The sequence below is a fragment of the Catenuloplanes atrovinosus genome (assembly GCF_031458235.1).
Taxonomy (GTDB): domain Bacteria; phylum Actinomycetota; class Actinomycetes; order Mycobacteriales; family Micromonosporaceae; genus Catenuloplanes; species Catenuloplanes atrovinosus.
Genome location: NZ_JAVDYB010000001.1, coordinates 3,131,179 through 3,149,452 on the forward strand (window position 1 = coordinate 3,131,179; position 18,274 = coordinate 3,149,452).

Annotated in this window: 13 protein-coding genes; 4 read left to right on the plus strand and 9 right to left on the minus strand. The window is 73.5% G+C overall.

The genetic code is table 11. The features are described 5' to 3' along the window. Window positions 1–14: 14 nt before the first annotated feature. Window positions 15–524 carry a hypothetical protein gene (locus J2S41_RS14040; protein ID WP_310367756.1) on the minus strand — a complete coding sequence of 170 codons (510 nt, stop codon included), beginning with the start codon at window positions 522–524 and terminating at the stop codon, window positions 15–17. Window positions 525–916: 392 nt separating this feature from the next. After that, a complete protein-coding gene (locus J2S41_RS14045; protein ID WP_310367758.1) occupies window positions 917–1,783 on the minus strand; it encodes an SDR family oxidoreductase in 867 nt (288 codons plus the stop codon). A gap of 176 nt (window positions 1,784–1,959) precedes the next feature. Between J2S41_RS14045 and J2S41_RS14050 the strand changes: the two genes are divergently transcribed. From J2S41_RS14050 to J2S41_RS14060, 3 genes are read left to right on the plus strand one after another with little or no spacing between them, the layout of a single operon-like run. Further along, window positions 1,960–2,568, plus strand: coding sequence for a YdcF family protein (locus tag J2S41_RS14050; protein ID WP_310376380.1), 609 nt, complete (start codon window positions 1,960–1,962; stop codon window positions 2,566–2,568). A gap of 9 nt (window positions 2,569–2,577) precedes the next feature. Then, window positions 2,578–5,184: an Hsp70 family protein gene (locus J2S41_RS14055; protein WP_310367760.1), complete on the plus strand. Its 2,607-nt coding sequence runs from the start codon at window positions 2,578–2,580 to the stop codon at window positions 5,182–5,184. A 57-nt stretch (window positions 5,185–5,241) separates the two neighbouring features. Further along, window positions 5,242–6,156 (plus strand): SDR family oxidoreductase, encoded by a 915-nt coding sequence (locus tag J2S41_RS14060; protein WP_310367764.1) that lies wholly within the window; start codon window positions 5,242–5,244, stop codon window positions 6,154–6,156. A gap of 228 nt (window positions 6,157–6,384) precedes the next feature. Here J2S41_RS14060 and J2S41_RS14065 read toward each other — a convergent pair whose 3' ends face one another. From J2S41_RS14065 to J2S41_RS14090, 6 genes are all read right to left on the minus strand, one after another. Next, window positions 6,385–7,317 (minus strand): helix-turn-helix transcriptional regulator, encoded by a 933-nt coding sequence (locus J2S41_RS14065; protein ID WP_510183736.1) that lies wholly within the window; start codon window positions 7,315–7,317, stop codon window positions 6,385–6,387. Further along, a complete protein-coding gene (locus J2S41_RS14070; RefSeq protein ID WP_310367767.1) occupies window positions 7,238–9,118 on the minus strand; it encodes an ABC transporter ATP-binding protein in 1,881 nt (626 codons plus the stop codon). The genes J2S41_RS14065 and J2S41_RS14070 overlap by 80 nt, the downstream gene beginning before the upstream one ends. 213 nt (window positions 9,119–9,331) lie before the next feature. Further along, window positions 9,332–11,626: an FtsX-like permease family protein gene (locus J2S41_RS14075; RefSeq protein WP_310367771.1), complete on the minus strand. Its 2,295-nt coding sequence runs from the start codon at window positions 11,624–11,626 to the stop codon at window positions 9,332–9,334. Continuing rightward, window positions 11,623–12,297 carry an ABC transporter ATP-binding protein gene (locus J2S41_RS14080; protein ID WP_310367774.1) on the minus strand — a complete coding sequence of 225 codons (675 nt, stop codon included), beginning with the start codon at window positions 12,295–12,297 and terminating at the stop codon, window positions 11,623–11,625. Before J2S41_RS14080 ends, J2S41_RS14075 begins: the two co-directional genes overlap by 4 nt. Next, window positions 12,294–12,818 (minus strand): PadR family transcriptional regulator, encoded by a 525-nt coding sequence (locus J2S41_RS14085; RefSeq protein WP_310367777.1) that lies wholly within the window; start codon window positions 12,816–12,818, stop codon window positions 12,294–12,296. The genes J2S41_RS14080 and J2S41_RS14085 overlap by 4 nt, the downstream gene beginning before the upstream one ends. A 627-nt stretch (window positions 12,819–13,445) precedes the next feature. After that, window positions 13,446–14,108 carry a maleylpyruvate isomerase N-terminal domain-containing protein gene (locus J2S41_RS14090; RefSeq protein WP_310367779.1) on the minus strand — a complete coding sequence of 221 codons (663 nt, stop codon included), beginning with the start codon at window positions 14,106–14,108 and terminating at the stop codon, window positions 13,446–13,448. Between the two features lie 22 nt (window positions 14,109–14,130). Here J2S41_RS14090 and J2S41_RS14095 point away from each other — a divergent pair, with 22 nt between their 5' ends. Next, the gene (locus tag J2S41_RS14095; RefSeq protein WP_310367780.1) at window positions 14,131–14,664 is read left to right on the plus strand and encodes a hypothetical protein; all 534 of its coding nucleotides are present in this window, start codon (window positions 14,131–14,133) and stop codon (window positions 14,662–14,664) included. A gap of 3 nt (window positions 14,665–14,667) precedes the next feature. Here the strand turns inward: J2S41_RS14095 and metH are convergent, their stop codons facing one another. Next, window positions 14,668–18,270: a methionine synthase gene (gene metH, locus J2S41_RS14100; RefSeq protein ID WP_310367782.1), complete on the minus strand. Its 3,603-nt coding sequence runs from the start codon at window positions 18,268–18,270 to the stop codon at window positions 14,668–14,670. Window positions 18,271–18,274 lie beyond the last annotated feature (4 nt).

Sequence of the window (18,274 nt, forward strand, 5' to 3'; positions counted from 1 at the left end):
GCGAATCGTACTCCTCAGTCAACGTCGCAGTCGAGGAGCACCTCGCCGGAAATGGCGGTGGCGGTGCCCGCGCCGCCCCGGGCGAAAGCGTTGACGACCACGCGGATCTTCCGCTGGTCGTTGTCCACACAGGTGTCCGCCTCGGCGACCCGCACGACACGGGTCAGTTCCTCCCAGGCCGGGCTGCGCACCTCCGCGTCCGTGTTGAAGACGATGCACCAGGACTGCGGGCAGGTCTCTTCGAGCTTGACGACGATCCAGTGTGGGCGGTCGGAGGGGTTCTCGCAGGTCTGCTCCGCGCCCCACTCCAGCCGGTTGTTGACGACCCTGATCGGGGCGAAGTTGCCGGAACAGTAGGAGATGCTCTCGGCGAGGGCGTCTCCCTCCGCTCCGCTGGAGGTGATCTCCCAGTCCGCCGCGTTCGCCCCGGCGTCCGCATGGGCCGGCGTCATGGCCGACGCGGCGAGCAGTACGGCACCTGCGGCGACGGTCAGCGACCGCCGAATCCACGATGACAGCAACACGCTTCTCCTCCGGTGCGGCGCGGCAATGATATGCACGCGCATCGATGGAACATCGTAGGGATCGGCGCGGACCGGATCGGTGAATCGAAGGTGAAGCCTCACCCAAGGACAGAAGCCACGGAGGCGGCACTCGCGATGATTGACGTGAGTCGGCGAAGCGTGAATCCCGCCGGGCCCGCCCGCGGTCCTCCCGGCACTCCCCTACGCGCCCGGGCCGGCCCCACCTCTGAACGAGTTCGGCGGGCACGGACCGGGAGGTTCCTACGACGCGGTGGCCGTGCGGTCCGGCGCAGCGGTACCTGTCGCCCGACCACGCGGCCGGCTGGGTGGAGGACCAGCCGGACGGCGACTTCGCCTCCACCTACCTGTACGACCTGCACCCGACCGGGCGGTCACCAGGTGGGCGCGGTGTCCCGCACGTACTCCTCGTACGTGCGCGGCGGCCGGCCCAGCAACTCCGTGATCGCGGCCACGTCCCGCGGCGCCGTGGGCACCGCGATGCGGGAGATCAGCCGGTACGTGTTCGTGAAGTCCGCCAGCTTCTGGCCGGACAGGCCGCGGGCCAGCGCGGCCCGCCACTCCGCGTCGCCGGCCCGGTACTCGACCTCGCGCCCGAGCGCGCGCGACCAGGTCTCCGCCGCCTCCCGGCCGCTGACCGAGGCCGGGCCGACCAGCGGGCCGCGGTAGCGCGGCAGGTCCGGCCCGGTCAGCGCGCGGGCCAGCACCTCGCCGACGTCGCGCAGATCGATACGGTTCACGCCGCGCGGGTGTGAGGGCAGCGGGTAACGACCGGCCAGGATGTCCGCGCGGACGATCTCGTCGTTCTGGTAGAAGTTGGTCGGCGCGCCCACGAACGCGCAGACCGGCGACCGGTGCGCGCGCGTCCCGACCCGGATCTTGCCGCGATAGTGGCGGGCGAAGGCCGTGTAGAGCAGCCGGGTCGCGCCGCGCTGGAACGGGCCGCAGTAGACCAGCCGCACGCCCTGCCGCTCGCACGCGGAGATGAACGTCTCGGCGAGCCGCTCCTCGTCCGGGTCGTGCGGCGTGACGTACAGTGCGGCGCTCACGCCGGTCAGCGCGGCACGCACCGCGTCCCCGTCGCGCAGGTCGCCGACCGCGGCCGGGACGCCGACCGGCAGCGCGGCGGCCCGGGCCGGCGTGCGGACCAGCGCGCGCACGCTCGCCCCGCGGGCCAGCAGCGCGGACGTGGTGGCGGCGCCGACACTGCCGGTCGCGCCCATAACCAAGATTTCGGACATCTGTTGTTCCTTCGCCGGATGGTCGTCCAGGTACCGGGCCATATGACGTGCGGGACCACGAACGGTTCACCCGGCGAATCGATGGCGCGACAGGATCAGGAGCACAGGTGCGACTCGGCGTGACCACCCCGCGGATCGTTCAGGACGATGACCTCGACGGAATCCCGGCCGGGCGGATGCTCGACGTGATGCGGGCGATGACCGGGGTGCTCAGCCTGCCGCAGGCCGCGGCGGAGCGGGCGGACGCGCTGGTCGTGCCGAGCGGGCAGGGCGAGGAGTGGCGGCTCACGCACGCGATCCGGCTCTGGGAGCGGCACCCGGGGCCGCGGCTGCTGCTGGTCGCGAACGGCAACCCGGCCGAGGCCACCTACGACGAACTCAGCCTGGACCACCTGCGCGGGCTCGGACTGTGTCGCCTGGAGGGCGTGCACGTCCAGGCGGAACCGGCACCGAACACCGCGTTGCAGGCGGAGTGGATCGCGGACCGGGTCGCGGCGCTCGGGATTCGCAGCCTGGCGCTGGTCGTGTCGCCGTACCACCTGGTCAGGGCCTATCTGACGGTGCTGAAGGCGCTGGACCGGGCCGCGCTCAGGGTGCCGATGTGGCCGGTGCCGGTCGCGGTCGCACCGGACACGCCGGTGCCGGAGACCGGCGCGGACGCGTACCGGCTGCTGCCCGGCGAGGTCGCGCGGATCATCACGTACGCGGACCGCGGCTGGCTGGCCACGACCGGCGAACTGCGGGCGTACCTGCGCTGGCTGTGGGCCCAGCATCCGCCCGGCTAGAGTCATCCGGTGCACCTGGGAGTCGACTTCGGAACGTCGAGCACCGTCGCGATGTTCACCCGCCCCGGCGAGGCGGCCCGGCCGCTGCTGTTCGGCTCGTCGCCGCTGCTCGACTCCGCCGTCGCCGCCGCGGCCGACGGCACCATCCTGACCGGCGCGGACGCGGCCGCCACCGCCGCCGGCACACCCGAGGGCTTCGAGCCGCACCCGAAACGCCGCGTCGACGACGGCACGATGTGGCTCGGCGGACGCGAGCTGCCGGTCGCCGTCACCATCGGCGCGGTCCTGCACCGCGTCGCGTCCGAGGCCACCCGGGTGCTCGGCGCCGGCCCGCGGCAGGTCACGCTCACCCACCCGGCCGCGTGGGGCCCCGCCCGCGTCCGTGTCCTCGCCGACGCCGCCGCGTTCGCCGGATTCCCCACGGTACGGATGCTGCCCGAACCGCTGGCCGCCGCCGCGTTCTTCGCCGCCACGCTCGGCCACACCGTGCCACCCGGCCACGGCCTGGCCGTCTACGACCTGGGCGCCGGAACCTTCGACCTCAGCGTGGTACGCGCCGACCCGGCCGGTTTCGCGGTCGCCGCGTCGGACGGGCTCGTCGACGTGGGCGGCCTCGACCTGGACGCGCTGGTCGTCGGCCTCGCCCGGCGCCGGCTGGCCACGCGGGCACCGGCCGAGTGGTCCCGCCTCGACCAGCCCCGCACGATGGCCGACCGGCGCTCCCGGTCACTGCTGTGGCAGGCGGCCCGCGCCACGAAGGAGCAGCTCTCCCGGCACGACGACGCGCCGCTCTACGTGCCCCTGCTGGAGACGGAGATCCGCATCGCCCGCCCCGAGTTCGAGGCGGAGGCGGCACCGCTGCTCGAGCGTACGGTCGCGCTGACCCGCGCGACACTCACCCGCGCCGGCGGCCTGCCGCTGTCCGGCCTGCTGCTGGTCGGCGGCGCGAGCCGGGTGCCGCTGGTGGCGTCGCTGCTGCATCGGGCGTTCGGTGTGTGGCCGATCGCCACGGAACAGCCGGAGCTGGTGGTGGCGCAGGGCGCGCTGGCGGCTGTCCACCTTCACGGCGCCGCCGGCCCACCGCCACCGTCCCCGGGCTGGCCGCCGCGACCCGGCGTCCCCGCACCGGCCGGCTATCCGGCGGCGCCGCCCGGCATGCCGGTCTCCGGCGCTTCCGCACCACCCGGTTTCCCGGCGCCCCCGCCGGTTTCGGGCGTGCCCGCGGCTCACGGCCCTGTGCCACCCGGTCCGGCTGCCGGTGCTCCGACACAGCCCGGCTGGCACGGCGGACCGGCGCAGGGCCCGGTGTCCGGCCCACCGGTTCCGCACGGATGGCCCGCGCCCGTACCGACGCCGCCGAATTCGCAGCCCTGGCCGCCCCAGCAGCCGGTGTCCGGCCCGCCGGTTCCACCGGGATGGCCGGCGCCGGCTCCGCACACTCCGATGTCCGGCGGGCCGGGACAGCCGGGTCAGCAGACCTGGCCGACGCACGGACAGCCGCCCGGGACATCTGCTCAGCGGGGATGGTCGACGCCCCCGCATCCGCCTTCCGGTTTTCCGCCACAGTCTGGCTGGACACCGGCACCGGCGGCCTCGCCTCCGCAGCCTGGCGGCGGATCGGTGCCGGAACCGGCGGCGCCACCGGCCTTTCCCCAGCAGCCCGGCCGGCCGCCGGTCCCCGGCGCTCCAGCGCCACCGGTCCCCTATCCGCAGCCCGGCCGGCCGCCGGTCTCCGGCGCTCCAGCGCCACCGGTCCCCTATCCGCAGCCCGGCCGGCCGCCGGTCCCCGGCGCTCCAGCGCCACCGGCCCCTCCTCTCCAGCCCGGCCGGCCACCGGTCTCCGGCGCTCCGGCGCCATCGGCCTATTCCGCACAACCCGGTTGGGCGCCGATCCCCGGTGCCCAGGTGCCGCACGGCCCTCCCTCGCCGCAGGGCTGGACGGGACCCGCCTCTCCCACGGCACCGGTCGGGTGGCAGCAGCCCGGGCCGCCGCCTCCGTGGCAGCAGACCGTGGCCTATCCGCCGGCCGCCGTGCCGATGTCCGGGCACGGTTATCCGCGGGTCGAGCCGGTGGAGATCGCGATCGGGGGGACTGCGGGGGTGACGCTGCGCTGGATCGAGCTGGCGCCGGACGGGGACGGCGGCGGTGGCACGCACGAGGAGCCGATGTTCCTCGCGGCGGGCGGGCGCCTGCAGCTGTTCGAGTCGGCGGACGCGCTGGTCGCCTACGTGCGCGGCGGGCCGGCCCACGATCTGGCGGCGCGTCCCGGGTGGCCGGAGTTCGCGCGTTGGGTGGTCCCGCCGGTGCTGGTGCCGGCGCCGGAGCACCGCTACGAACTGGATCTTGTCGTCGACAACGTGGTCGGTGGCCGCGACGCCTGGATGCCGGAGTTGCTCATCCCGGCCGGGGTCATCGCCCGCGACCTCGCCTACGCGCTGCGCCTCACCGTGTGGCGGCTGCTGGAGCCCGGCTCGCTGCTGGACACGTTCGACGACGCGCTGCGGCAGAACAACAAGCGCCGCCTGCGTGGCCTGGACTTCAACCGGCTGATCTACGAGTGGCGCACGGTCGTCGACGCGCTCGCGGAGGCGGTCGACATCCACGCGATCCAGTAAGCCCCCGGAATCCGTACCCTGCCATGGGTTGTCAGGTTTTCCTGCGACCGTGACCGCATGGAACGAACCCTGGAAGGAAAGGTCGCGCTGGTCGCCGGCGGGACACGCGGTGCCGGTCGCGGGATCGCGGTCGAGCTGGGCGCGGCCGGCGCGACCGTTTATGTCACCGGCCGCAGCACCCGGGAGTCACGATCGGAGATCGACCGCCCGGAGACCATCGAGGAGACCGCGGAGCTGGTCACCGCCGCCGGCGGCACCGGCATCCCGGTGCGTGTGGATCACCTGGTCCCGGACGAGGTGCGGGCGCTCGTCGCCCGGATCGACGCGGAGCAGGGCCGGCTGGACGTGCTGGTCAACGACATCTGGGGCGGCGAGCTGCTGTTCAGCTGGAAGGACCGGCTGTGGGAGCACTCGCTCGACGACGGCCTGCGCATCCTCCGCCTCGCGATCGACACCCACATCGTGACCAGTCACTGTGCGTTGCCGCTGCTGCTGCGCCACCCCGGCGGGCTGGTCGTGGAGATGACGGACGGCACCGCCGACTACAACCGGGACACGTACCGCGTCTCGTTCTTCTACGACCTCGCGAAGACGTCCGTGCTGCGCATGGCCTTCGCCCAGGCCAAGGAGATCGGCCCGCTCGGCGGTGTCGCGGTGGCGCTCACCCCCGGCTGGATGCGCTCCGAGATCATGCTCGACCACTACGACACCACCGAGGGTACGTGGCGGGAGGTCCTCGACCGTGTCCCGCACTTCGCCATCTCCGAGACCCCGCGCTTCACCGGCCGCGCCGTAGCCGCCCTCGCCGCCGACCCGGATCGTGCCCGCTGGAACGGCGCCTCCCTCTCCAGCGGCGGTCTCGCTCAGACGTACGGCTTCACCGACCTCGACGGCAGCCGACCCGACGCCTGGCGCTACCTCGTCGAGGTCCAGGACCCCGGCCACCCCGCCGACGTCACCGGTTACCGCTGACCGCACATTCCACCCGCCACGCGTCCGCGCGCCGGCAGCCGCCGGCGCGGCCGGGGTGCCGGTGACGCCGCGCGGTCCGGACCACCGCGGGACCGGCTCCGATGCGGCGTCGGAGCGGCGGCGGAGGCGCCGCGAGGTTGGCCCGCGGGAGCGTGCGGGCCGCGACCACGCCGGGAGCGGGAAGAACAGGCTCTTGATCTTCAGGCTGACGGTGTGGCGGGGTCGCGGTCAGCGGTAGAGCGCGGCCATCCGATTCGCGGCCGTGCGCATCCGTTGCCGCAGGCCGGGCGGGGACAGCACCTCGACCAGCGGGCCCAGCCGGAGCAGTTGCGTGTACGCGACGTCGATCGACTCGACCGGGAGGTGGGCGCGGGTCCAGCCGTCCGCGTCGGTGCCGATCACCCGCAGGCCGGTGACGGCCTGCGGCTCGACGGCCCAGCGCAGCGCGCGCATGCCGTCGGGGTGCAGGCGGATCGTGACCGATTCGGCGAGCATGCCGCGGACGAACTCGTCGGATCGTTCGGCCCAGGCGCGGGCCAGTTCGAAGCCGGTCTCCCGGGTGAACGGCTGATCGGTCACGGTCAACGTGGTGATCCGGTCGACGCGGTAGACGCGCAGATCGTCACGGACGCGGCCGAGCAGATACCACACGCCGGCCTTGAGGACCACGCCGTACGGGAGGACGCGCCGGTCCGCGGTCCGGTACCGCAGGTCGACCGCGAGGTCGCGCCAGACCGCGGAGGCGAGCGCGGCCAGCAGCGGCGGCGCGGCCCGGTCGTCGAACCAGCCGGGCACGTCCAGGTGGAAGCGCTGCACCGCGCGGGCCGACGCGGGCAGCGCGGCCACCACCTTGAGGTGCGCGGCCGTGACGAGTTCGCCGAGGCCGAGGTCGCGGGCGGGGCCGGGCAGGCCGAGCAGGAACACGGCCTCGGCCTCGGTCGTGGACAGCCCGGTCAGCCGGGACCGGTATCCGTCGACCAGCCGGTAGCCGCCGGCCCGGCCCTGCTCCGCGTAGACCGGGACGCCCGCGCCGCTGAGCGCGGTGACGTCCCGGTACACGGTCCGCTCGGATACGCCCAGCTCAGTCGCGATCTGGGCGGCGGTCAGCGTGCCCCGCGCCTGTAGCAACAGCACCAGGTTCATCAGCCGGGACGCGCGCACGGTCCCGATTGTCCCCGAGGAACCCGCCGGACTGCCGCGCCCACAGGTGCGCGTACAGGCCGCCACGTTCCAGCAGCGCCGTGTGCGTGCCCTCCTCGACGATCCGGCCCTCGTCCAGGACCACGATCCGGTCCATGCGGACGAGCGTGGACAGCCGGTGCGCGATCGCGATGACCGTGCGGTCACGCATCACCTCGTCCAGCGTGTCGTGGATCGCGGCCTCCGCCTCGGAGTCGAGCGCGGACGTGGCCTCGTCCAGGATCAGGATCGGCGCGTCCCGGTAGAACGCCCGGGCCAGCGCGATCCGCTGCCGCTGCCCGCCGGACAGCTTCACGCCACGCTCGCCGACCTGCGCGTCCAGGCCGCCCGGCAGCCCGGCGACGAACCCGGCGGCGGCCCGGCGCAGTGCTTCCGTGACGCGTGCGTCGTCGGCGTCGCCGGGGCCGGCGACGTTCTCGCGGATCGAGCGGTGCAGCAGCGTGGCCTCCTGCGCGACCATGGCGATCCGGGCGCGCAGGCTCTCCTGCGTCACGTCCGTGATGTCGGTGCCGTCGATCGTGATCGTGCCGGCGTCCGCGTCGTGGAACCGCACCAGCAGGCCGGCCAGCGTGGACTTTCCGGCCCCGGACGGCCCGACGATTCCGACACGTTCTCCGGCGCCGATCCGCAGGTCGAGCCGGTCGAGCCCGTGAACGTGACTGATCCGCCGGAACGTGATCGCCCCGCCCCGTACCCGCAGCGGGGTCGCCTGTGGCTTGTCCGCGACCGCGAGGGGTTGCGCGATCGTGCGCAGCGCGCGCCGGAGCGCGCCCACGGCCCCGAACAGCGACGACACGGCGTCCAGCAGCCACTCCGCGGTCGCGGTGATCCGGAAGCTGAGCGCCAGCGCGGCCGCGACCAGACCGAGCGGTGCCGCGTCGGTACGCCACAGCGCGATCCCGTATCCGACCAGCCCGACCAGCAGCGCGCTGCCCAGCGCCGTCATGGTGCTGTTGATCGTCACCTCGACCCGTTGCAGGTCCAGATGCGCGCGCCGCGCGCCGGCGAACACGTCACGATCATGCCGCCGCTGGGCCGCCCGGTCGCCGAGCAGCGCGAGCGTCTCGACATTCGCGTACGCGTCGACGAGCAGCCCGGTCAGCGCCGACTCCGCGTCCTGCAGCCGCTCGGACGCGCGCCGGTAGCGCGGCACCGCCCACAGCATGAGCAGCAGGTACGCCACGATCCACGCGCCGAGCGGCAACAGCAGCCGCACGTCGATCGCGGACATCACCCACACCGACCCGGCCACGTAGGCGGCCACGTAGATGATCGTGTGGAGCACGCTGTACGCCGCGGTGGCGGCCGCGTCGCCGCCGTCCCGCACGTAGGAGGCGACGCGCCCGGCCAGGTCGTCGCGGAACCAGCCGACCGACTGCCGCGACACGTGCCGGTGCGCCCGCCAGCGGGCGAGCGGCCGGGCGTTGGCGCGGAACGCGATGTCGTCCAGCGCCTCACTGACCGCGTTGATCGCGGGCCGGACCAGCAGCGTGAGCGTGCCGACCGCGATCAGCTCGGTGCCGTGCACGGCCCAGAACGTCTCCGGGGTGCCGGCCGCGAGTGTGTCGACCAGCCGCCCGGCGTACGCGATGAGCCACACCTCCAGCACGGCACACAGGATCGTGGCGGTGACCGAGGCCGCGACGACCCAGCGCAGCGGGCGGAATTCCTGAACGATGAACTGCCGCGCGCCCCGCGGCGGGGTCCGGCTCTCGTGGTGGATGGGGAACGGATCAGTCGGGTTCTCGAAGAGACGTAGCACGAAGCGCCTTTCCGGCGGTGGAGTCGAATCGGATACCGGGATGACCGCCGGGCGTCCTCATGATCGATCTCCTTCCTTCGCACGGTCGTCTCTACCGCGAGGCTAGACACACCCCGCCCTCGAACGCGCGGCAATTTCTCCGCTCGACCGGCCGGACGCAGACACCACCATCCACGGCGCCATGATCCGATGCCGGGGCGACGACCCGCGGGGTCACTCGGTGCGCAGGCCGGTCGGCTTGGTGAGGCGCCAGAGCAGCGGCAGGCTGGCGATCGTGGCGAGCAGGATCACCAGGACGGCGGCGCCGGAGGTGAGGGCGATGCCGGGCCAGTCCAGGCTGACCGGCGCGCCGGCCGCGGTCTGCAGGATGACGCCGAGGCCGGCGCCGGTGAGGATGGCGAGCACCATGCCGAGCAGCACCGGGATCGCCACCTGGTAGAGGATGGAGCCGGTGAGCGTGGCGCGGCGGGTGCCGAACGCGACCAGGACCGCCAGCGGCCGGCGGCGCTCGGTGAGCTGCTCGGCGACGGTGACGACCAGGCTGGCACCGATGAGCAGCAGCAGCGCGGTGGCGAGCACGAGCAGTGCCTGACGGATGCCGGTCAGCACGGACTCGATCACGCGGTCCTCGATGAGCGAGACGCCCGCGGTCGGGTCGATGCCGGTGGCGGTGTTGCGCAGGCGCTCGATCGCGGCCGGGTCGCCCGGGTCGAGCGCCACGTAGTACTCCACGTTGTACGGCTCGAACGCGACCCCGGTCAGCGCGCCGGGCGTGGCCAGCAGCACGGGCGGCGTGGCGGTGAGCAGGCCGGGGATCGGCGCGACCGCGGGCACGTCGGCGGGCAGCGTCCACCGTGCGCCGGTGCCGCCCAGGTCGTACACACCGCCGGGCGTGACCTGGACGCCGGTGGCCACGAACGCGTCGCCGTCCGCGCAGGTCTCGATCGACGCGAACTGGCGCAGCACCGTGCAGTCGCCGATCTGGAGCATGGCGTTCTCGCTGGTGGAGGTGTCGGTGGCCATCACGACGGTCTCGGTGGAGACGGCCCGCACGCCGGGTGAGTCGCGCAGCGCCGGCAGCCAGCGGCCGGTGTCCAGGTCACTGGGCCAGACCGAGGCCTGGAAGTCGCCGGTGCCGCGGCCGGTGTCGTGCGCGTACTGCGCCTGGACCGCGACGAGCAGCCCCTGCAGCGCGATCGCGCCGGCGACGGAGACCGCGATGCCGGAGACCGCGCGCACGGCGGTGCCGCTGTCCAGCTGGAGCCGGCGGATCGCCAGCTCCCAGGCGACGCTGCCGCCGCCGAGCCGCCGCACGGTCGCCTCGACCCACCAGGGCAGCAGCAGCGCGACGCCGACCAGCAGCGCGATCAGACCGCCGAGGATCTGGATCTCGAAGCCGGCGTCCTCCTCGCCGATGCCGTCGTAGAGCGGCTCCAGCATGATCAGCCCGAGGATCGGCAGGACCAGGCGCCACCACAGCCGCCGGTGCCGGTCCGGGTGCAGCCGGACCACCCCGAGCGGCTCCACCACGACGCGGCGCAGCGCGGAGAGCGTGACCAGCACGGCCGCGACCGGGACCGCCAGCACGGTCAGCACCGCGAGCGCGGGGACCGGGCGCGCGTCGGCCGGGTAGAAGCTCATGCCGGCCGGCACCAGCCCGCCCGCGGTGACGGCGGCGAGCAGATAGACCAGGCCGCCGGTGAGCAGGCCGAGCAGCGCGGCGGTGAGCGTCTCGCCCGCGGCGATCCGGCGGGTCATGCCCGCGTCCGCGCCGACCAGCCGCACCGCGGCGAGCCGCCGGTCGCGGGTCTCGCCGCCGAACCGGACGGCGGTCGCGACGAACACGCCGACCGGAACCAGCAGCGCGGCCAGGCCGACCGCGCCGAGCAGCACCAGCACCGGGTCGAGGCCCTCGTCCAGCTCGGGCCGGCCGAACCGGTCGGCGCGCTGCGCGGTCTCCTCGGTGAGCCGGTCGGTGCCGAGGTACACGACCAGCTCCGCCGGCCCGGCCAGCCCGGCGGGGCCGATCTCGCCGACCACGCGCGCGTCCCACCGCTCGCGCAGCACCGCGCCGTCGCCGGAGTCCATCAGCGCGGCCAGCGCCGGGGACACCACCATCTCGCCGGGCGCGGGCAGGACGGTCACGCCGGGCGGCAGCACCGGCCGGGTGCCCTCGGCCTGGAGCAGCCGCCCGTGCACGGACCGGCCACCGAAGTCGGAGTTCGCGACCGCGACCAGCACGGTGGTGTCGCCCCGGCGCACGGTCTGCTCCGCCGAGACCGGCTCGGCCCGCTCGGCGAGCCGGGCGCTGCGCGCGGCGACCAGCGTGGGGATGGTCGCGGTGATCAGCAACATCGCCACGCCGAGGCCGACACCGACCGTGATCAGGCCGAGCCGCGTCCAGCCGGCCCGCCCGCCCGCGACGGACAGCCGCGCGCCGAGCGCCAGGTCGGCGGCCCAGCGGCGCACGGCGGACCGCCGCCGCGGCGAGATCGGCGGCGGCGTCATCGCACGAAGGCCTGCTCGCGCACGCGGCCGTCGCGGACGATCGCCTCCCGGTCGGAATACGCCGCGACGCGCGCCTCATGCGTCACCAGCACCACGGCCGCACCGGTCTCCCGCGCCGCCGCGGTGAACAACTGCATGACCCGCTCACCGTTGAGCGAGTCGAGCGCGCCGGTCGGCTCGTCCGCGAACACCACGCGCGGCCCGGTGACCAGCGCCCGCGCGACCGCGACCCGCTGTCCCTGACCGCCGGAGACCTGGCCGGGCCGCTTGTCCGCGACGTCGGCGACCTCCAGCCGCTCCAGCCAGCCCGCGGCCGCGGCGCGCGCCTCCCTGCGGCGGGCGCCGTTCAGCCGCAGCGGCAACGCCACGTTCTCCAGGCAGGTCAGCTCCGGCACCAACTGCCCGAACTGGAACACGAACCCGAAGGTGGTGCGCCGCAGCGCGCTGCGCTCGGCGTCGGACATGGCCGCCAGGTCACGCCCCTCGAACTCGACCCGCCCCGACTCGGGCGCGAGGATGCCGGCCAGGCAGTGCAGCAGCGTGGACTTGCCCGACCCGGACGGCCCCATCAGCGCCAGCACCTCACCGGCGCGCACGGTCAGCGAGGCGCCGTCGAGCGCGGTCGTCGGCCCGAACGTCAGCCGCAGGTCGCTGGCGGTGAGCAGGGTCATCGCGCGATCCCCTCGGCGAGTTGGTCGAGCCGCGCCGCGGTCAGCTCCAGCCAGCGCAGATCCGCCTCCAGGTGGAACAGCGCGTGGTCGCAGATCAGCGCGTCGGCCAGGTCGCCCCTGGTCTTGCGCTGGGTCAGCTCGCGCATCAGCCGCAGGTGCTCGTGCCGCTGCGTGTCGAGCAGATCGTTGGCGTCGCGCCCGGTCATCAGCGCGAGCACGACCTTCGTGAACAGGGTGGTCTGCAGATATGGCTCCGGCTTCTCCGGCCGGCCCAGCCACTCGGCCACGTCCGTGATGCCGGCGTCGGTGATCGCGTACCGCTTCCGCTCGGGCCCGTCGCCCGGCTCGGACTCCACCTCGACGAGCCCGTGCTTGAGCAGCCGCGCCAGCGTGGAATAGACCTGCCCGTAGTGCAGCGGTGCCCGCCCGGCCCCGAAGCGCTCGTCATATGTCCGCTTCAGGTCATAGCCGTGCGCGGGCCCGGCCTCCAGCAGCCCCAACAGCGCGAAACCAACCGACATGCCCGCCACTATACACACCGTTTATAGGTGCGGTGTCCACGAAGAAAAACCGACATTCCTTGCCCGCTTCCGGCGCGGTCGCGATCCGCACGCTCCCGCGGGCCAACCTCGCGGCGTCTCCGCCGCCGCTCCGACGCCGCATCGGAGCCGGTCCCCGGGCGGTCACGGAAGACCCGCGACGTCCGTCGTGCTGCTCACCCGCGGCGCGTCGCGGGTGAGCAGCGCCAACCCGGTGGCGCCGCGCCCCCACCACGGGCAGGTGCTTGTCGTTCCACGGTACGGCAACACCGAGGTAAGCAGAGCAAAGCGACCGCGCCGCCGGGCCACGGCCGGCACGTCAGCAGTGCAAAGGGGCAGCGCCGCCGGGCCACGCCCGGCATGTAAGCAGTGCAAAGCGACGGCGCCGCCGGGCCACGGCCGGCGAGGTAAGCAGAGCAAAGCGACGGCGCCCGGACCACGCCCGGCACGTAAGCAGAGCAAAGCGACGGCGCCGCCGGACCGCGACCGGCGAGGTAAGCAGAGCAAATGGACGGCGCCGCCGGGCCACGGCCGGCGAGGTAAGCAGAGCAAAGCCGGCGGGGACGCGGTCCCGGGATGCCGGGTGAGCAGTGCGAAGGCGCACGGGTGTCAGCCCAGCGCGAGCCAGCGCACGCCGTGCCGGGCGGCCGCCTCCCGCTCCCCCGGGGTGATCTGGGCCCGCCCGGTCGCCTTGCGGATGAACGTGAGGTGGTCCCAGCCCAGTGGCACCGCGGCGTCGCCGAGGAGCAGGGTGCGGAGCGCGTCCGCGGCCTCCGTGGTGAGCCAGGGACGGCGGTCGAGGGCCGCCGCCAGGTCGAGGCCGTGGACGGCGACCTCGACAACGCGGGTCAGCAGGAAGTCGGTGAGCAGCATGGCGTCGCCGTGGCGGGTGCGGACCAGCCGGCCGGGCGGTTCGCGGCGGCACAGCTCCTCCACGTACCCGCTGGTGGTGGCGAACTCGGTGACCAGCGACGGGCCCGGCAGCGCCGCGCGGTCGCCGCCGGCCGCGATCCGGGCGGCGTTCGTGGCCGGGGAGAAGCGCGCGTCGGGCCGGTAGTAGCCGGCCGCGTCGACGGTCGCGGCCGATGGGGCCGCGCCGTCGATCATCGCCGGCACCCGGCCGACGGTCACGATGACGTGGCCGAACAGGCCGGCCACCGTCCACGGCGGACACGGCGAGGGCAGGTTCCAGGACTGCGCGGGTACGGCCGACATGGCCGCGGTCAGCGCGGCGGCCTCGGCCGCGAAGGCCGCGAGCACACGATCTTGCATAGTCGGCGAGCATAATGCGGGCATGGGTACGCGTGTGCTGTCCACGCTCGCCGCGATCTTGCTGACCGGCACCGGCTGCACCGTCACCGTCGACAACGCACCACCGCGTCCGACCGCGTCCGCCGTGCCGGGCAGCGTGGTGCTGGACACGACGATCCCGGGCTGGACCGTCGAGGCGTGGCTGACCGATTCGTCCGGCTTCTGCGTGCGCGCGATAGACCCGCGCCGGTTCGAGCAGGGGTCGGCGTGCCGTGGGCTCGGCGCGCTCGCCGAGGACGGCCCGCCCGCGCTGGGCGGGAAGCCGGCGCCGCAGATGACGCCGCACGACTACGACCGGGACCGCATGCTGATGGTCGGCACGGTGCGCGGGGAGATCGCGGAGGTGACCGTGACGATGTCCGGCCACGCCGCGACCGGCGCGGTGGTGCCACTGACCGCGTCCCGGGTCGGCGCGTACGCGGTGTGGCTGCCCGCCGGTGACGGGGTCGGGTCGGACCACATCACCGGCGTGGTGGGTTACGCCGCGGACGGCACGCTGATGACCGTGCTCCGCTGAGGGTTACGCCGGGTCGTAGGCCAGGTTCGGCCGCAGCCAGCGCTCGATCTCCTCGACCGGCATGCCGCGCCGGGCCGCGTAGTCCTCCACCTGGTCGCGGCCGATCCGCCCGACCGTGAAGTAGCGCGACTGCGGGTGGGCGAAGATCAGGCCGGAGACCGCGGCGGCCGGCGTCATCGCGAACGACTCGGTCAGCCCGATGCCGATCGATTCCGCGTCGATCAGGTCGAACAGGTCGCGCTTCTCGCTGTGGTCGGGGCTGGCCGGGTAGCCGAGCGCGGGCCGGATGCCGCGGAACCGCTCCGCGTGCAGGTCGGCCAGGTCCGGCTGGGCGTCCGGCTCGAACCACTCGCGGCGCGCCTGGAGGTGCAGGTACTCCGCGAACGCCTCGGCGAGCCGGTCGGCCACGGCCTTCACCATGATCGCCTTGTAGTCGTCGTGCTCGGCCTCGTACGCCGCGGCCAGTTCCTCCGCGCCGTGGATCGCGACCGCGAACCCGCCGAGGTGGTCGCCGGCACCGGCGGGCGCCACGTAGTCGGCGAGGCACCGGTTCGCGCGGCCGTCCGGCTTCTGCGTCTGCTGGCGCAGCATCGGGAACGTGACGCCGGCGTCCGGGAGCACGATGTCGTCGCCGTCGGAGTGCGCGGCCCAGAAGGCGTACGCGCCGGACGCCCGCAGCGTACCCTCGGCGATGATCTTGTCGAGCATCGCGTTGGCGTCGTCGTAGAGCTCGCGCGCGACCGGCTGGTCCAGGATGGCCGGGAACTTGCCCTTCAGCTCCCAGGCCAGGAACAGGAACTGCCAGTCGATCATCTCGCGGAGTTCCGCGATCGACGGCGTGACGCGGCGCAGGCCGGTGAACGCGGGCGTGGGCACGTCGTCGAAGGCGACGCGCTCGCGGTTGTCTCGGGCGGCGGCGAGCGTGAGCAGCGGCTGGGAGTGCCGGTTCTCGTGGGCGACGCGCAGCCGCTCCTGCTCCTGCCGGTTGGCCGCGTCGAGCGTGGCGGCGCGGCCGGGGTCGAGCAGGTCGGAGACGATGCCGACGACCCGGGACGCGTCCAGCACGTGCACGGTCGAGCCGGCGTAGGCGGGCGCGATCCGTACCGCGGTGTGCTGCTTGGAGGTGGTGGCGCCGCCGATCAGCAGCGGCATGGTCATGCCGCGCTTCTGCATCTCCTGCCCGACCGCGACCATCTCGTCCAGCGACGGCGTGATCAGCCCGGACAGGCCGATCGCGTCCGCGCCCTCGGCCAGCGCGGTCTCCAGGATCTTCGCGGCCGGCACCATCACGCCGAGGTCGATGACCTCGTAGTTGTTGCAGCCGAGCACGACGCCGACGATGTTCTTGCCGATGTCGTGCACGTCGCCCTTGACGGTGGCGAGCACGACCTTGCCCTGCCCGCGGCCGGACGCCTTCTCCTTCTCCATGTACGGCTCCAGGTAGGCCACGGAGCGCTTCATCACGCGCGCGCTCTTGACCACCTGGGGCAGGAACATCTTGCCGGAGCCGAACAGGTCGCCGACGACCTTCATGCCGTCCATCAGCGGGCCCTCGATCACGTCGAGCGGCCGGGGCAGTTCCTGCCGGGCCTCCTCGGTGTCCGCCTCGACGTAGTCGACGATGCCGTGGACCAGCGCGTACGACAGCCGCTCCGCGACCGTGCCCTCGCGCCAGGAGAGGTCGACCTCGCGCTTGGTGCCGGAGCCGGTCACGGTGGACGCGAACGACACGAGCCGGTCGGTGGCGTCCGGCCGCCGGTCGAAGATCACGTCTTCGACGAGTTCGAGCAGGTCGGCGGGGATGTCGGCGTAGACGGCGAGCTGGCCGGCGTTGACGATGCCCATGTCCAGGCCGGCGCGCACCGCGTGCAGCAGGAACGCGGAGTGCATGGCCTCGCGGACCACGTCGTTGCCGCGGAACGCGAACGACAGGTTGGAGATGCCGCCGGAGGTGCGCGCGCCCGGGCACCGCTGCTTGATCAGCGGCAGCGCGTCGATGAACGCCTTCGCGTACCCGTTGTGCTCGGAGATGCCGGTCGCGACCGCGAGCACGTTCGGGTCGAAGATGATGTCGTCCGGCGCGAAGCCGGCCTCGTTGACCAGCAGGTCGTAGGCCCGCCCGCAGATGTCGACCTTGCGGGAGGTGGTGTCCGCCTGCCCCTGCTCGTCGAAGGCCATCACGACCACGCCGAGCCCGTAGGACTTGATCACCCGGGCCTGCGCGAGGAACGCCTCCGGCCCTTCCTTCAGGGAGATCGAGTTCACGACCCCCTTGCCCTGGACGCACTTCATGCCCGCTTCGAGCACGGAGAACTTCGAGCTGTCGATCATGATTGGGATCCGGGCGACCTCCGGCTCGGTCGCGATCAGGTTGAGGAACGTGGTCATGGCCTTCTCGCTGTCGAGCAGGTCCGCGTCCATGTTCACGTCCAGCAGGTTCGCCCCGCCGCGCACCTGCTCCAAAGCCACGTCGACCGCGGCCTGGTAGTCCTCGGCCTCGATCAGCCGCCGGAACTTCGCCGAGCCGGTGACGTTGGTCCGCTCGCCGATCATGACGAAGCCGGTGTCCGGCCCGATCTCGAACGGCTCCAGGCCGGAGAAGCGGGTGGTCGGCTTCGGCGGGTTGATCGCGCGCGGCGGGAACGACCGCACCGCGTCCGCGATCGCCTTGATGTGTGCCGGGGACGTGCCGCAGCAGCCGCCGACGATGTTGACGAACCCGGACTCGGCGAACTCCGCGACGAGCGCGCTGGTCTCCGCGGGCGTCTCGTCGTAACCGCCGAACGCGTTCGGCAGGCCCGCGTTCGGGTGCGACGACACGTACACGTTGGACAGCTTGGCCAGTTCCGCGACGTGCGGGCGCATCTGCGTGGCGCCGAGCGAGCAGTTCACGCCGACCGCGAGCGGCTCGGCGCGCTCGACGGAGCGCCAGAACGCCTCCACGGTCTGGCCGGACAGCGTCCGCCCGGACAGGTCGACGATGGTGACGGAGATCCACAGCGGGATCTGCGGCGCGACCTCGCGCGCGGCCGAGATCGCGGCCTTCAGGTTCAGCGTGTCGAAGATCGTCTCGATCAGGAAGATGTCGACGCCGCCCTCGACCAGCGCCGACATCTGCTCCGCATAGGTGGCCTTGACCTGGTCGAACGTGACCGCGCGGTAGGCCGGGTCGTCAACGCGCGGGGACAGCGACAGCGTCACGTTGAGCGGCCCGACGCTGCCGGCGACCCACTTGTCGCCGACGGCCTCGTCCGCGGCCTGCCGGGCGAGCCGCGCGCCCTGCACGTTCATCTCCCGGACCAGGTGTTCGAGGCCGTAGTCGGCCTGGGCGATGCTGGTCGCGGTGAACGTGTTGGTGGTGGTGATGTCCGCGCCGGCCGCGAGGTACTGCCGGTGCACGTCGAGGATCAGGTCGGGGCGGGTGAGGATGAGCAGGTCCGGGTCGCCGGCGACGTCCTTCGGATGGTCGGCCGGGATCATCGGGCCGTGGTAGTCCTCGGGGGCGAGCTTGGCGGCCTGGAGCATGGTGCCCCACGCGCCGTCGAGGACCACGATCCGCTCGCTCAGCAGCCGCTTCAACGCATCGATGCGCGTGGTGTCACTCACTGTC

Coding starts and splice junctions, on each gene's coding strand:
- J2S41_RS14045 (WP_310367758.1), bottom strand. CDS start 1,783: ATGTCCGAAATCTTGGTTATGGGCGCGACCGGCAGTGTCGGCGCCGCC.
- J2S41_RS14050 (WP_310376380.1), top strand. CDS start 1,960: ATGCTCGACGTGATGCGGGCGATGACCGGGGTGCTCAGCCTGCCGCAG.
- J2S41_RS14060 (WP_310367764.1), top strand. CDS start 5,242: ATGGAACGAACCCTGGAAGGAAAGGTCGCGCTGGTCGCCGGCGGGACA.
- J2S41_RS14075 (WP_310367771.1), bottom strand. CDS start 11,626: ATGACGCCGCCGCCGATCTCGCCGCGGCGGCGGTCCGCCGTGCGCCGC.
- J2S41_RS14080 (WP_310367774.1), bottom strand. CDS start 12,297: ATGACCCTGCTCACCGCCAGCGACCTGCGGCTGACGTTCGGGCCGACG.
- J2S41_RS14085 (WP_310367777.1), bottom strand. CDS start 12,818: ATGTCGGTTGGTTTCGCGCTGTTGGGGCTGCTGGAGGCCGGGCCCGCG.
- J2S41_RS14090 (WP_310367779.1), bottom strand. CDS start 14,108: ATGCAAGATCGTGTGCTCGCGGCCTTCGCGGCCGAGGCCGCCGCGCTG.
- J2S41_RS14095 (WP_310367780.1), top strand. CDS start 14,131: ATGGGTACGCGTGTGCTGTCCACGCTCGCCGCGATCTTGCTGACCGGC.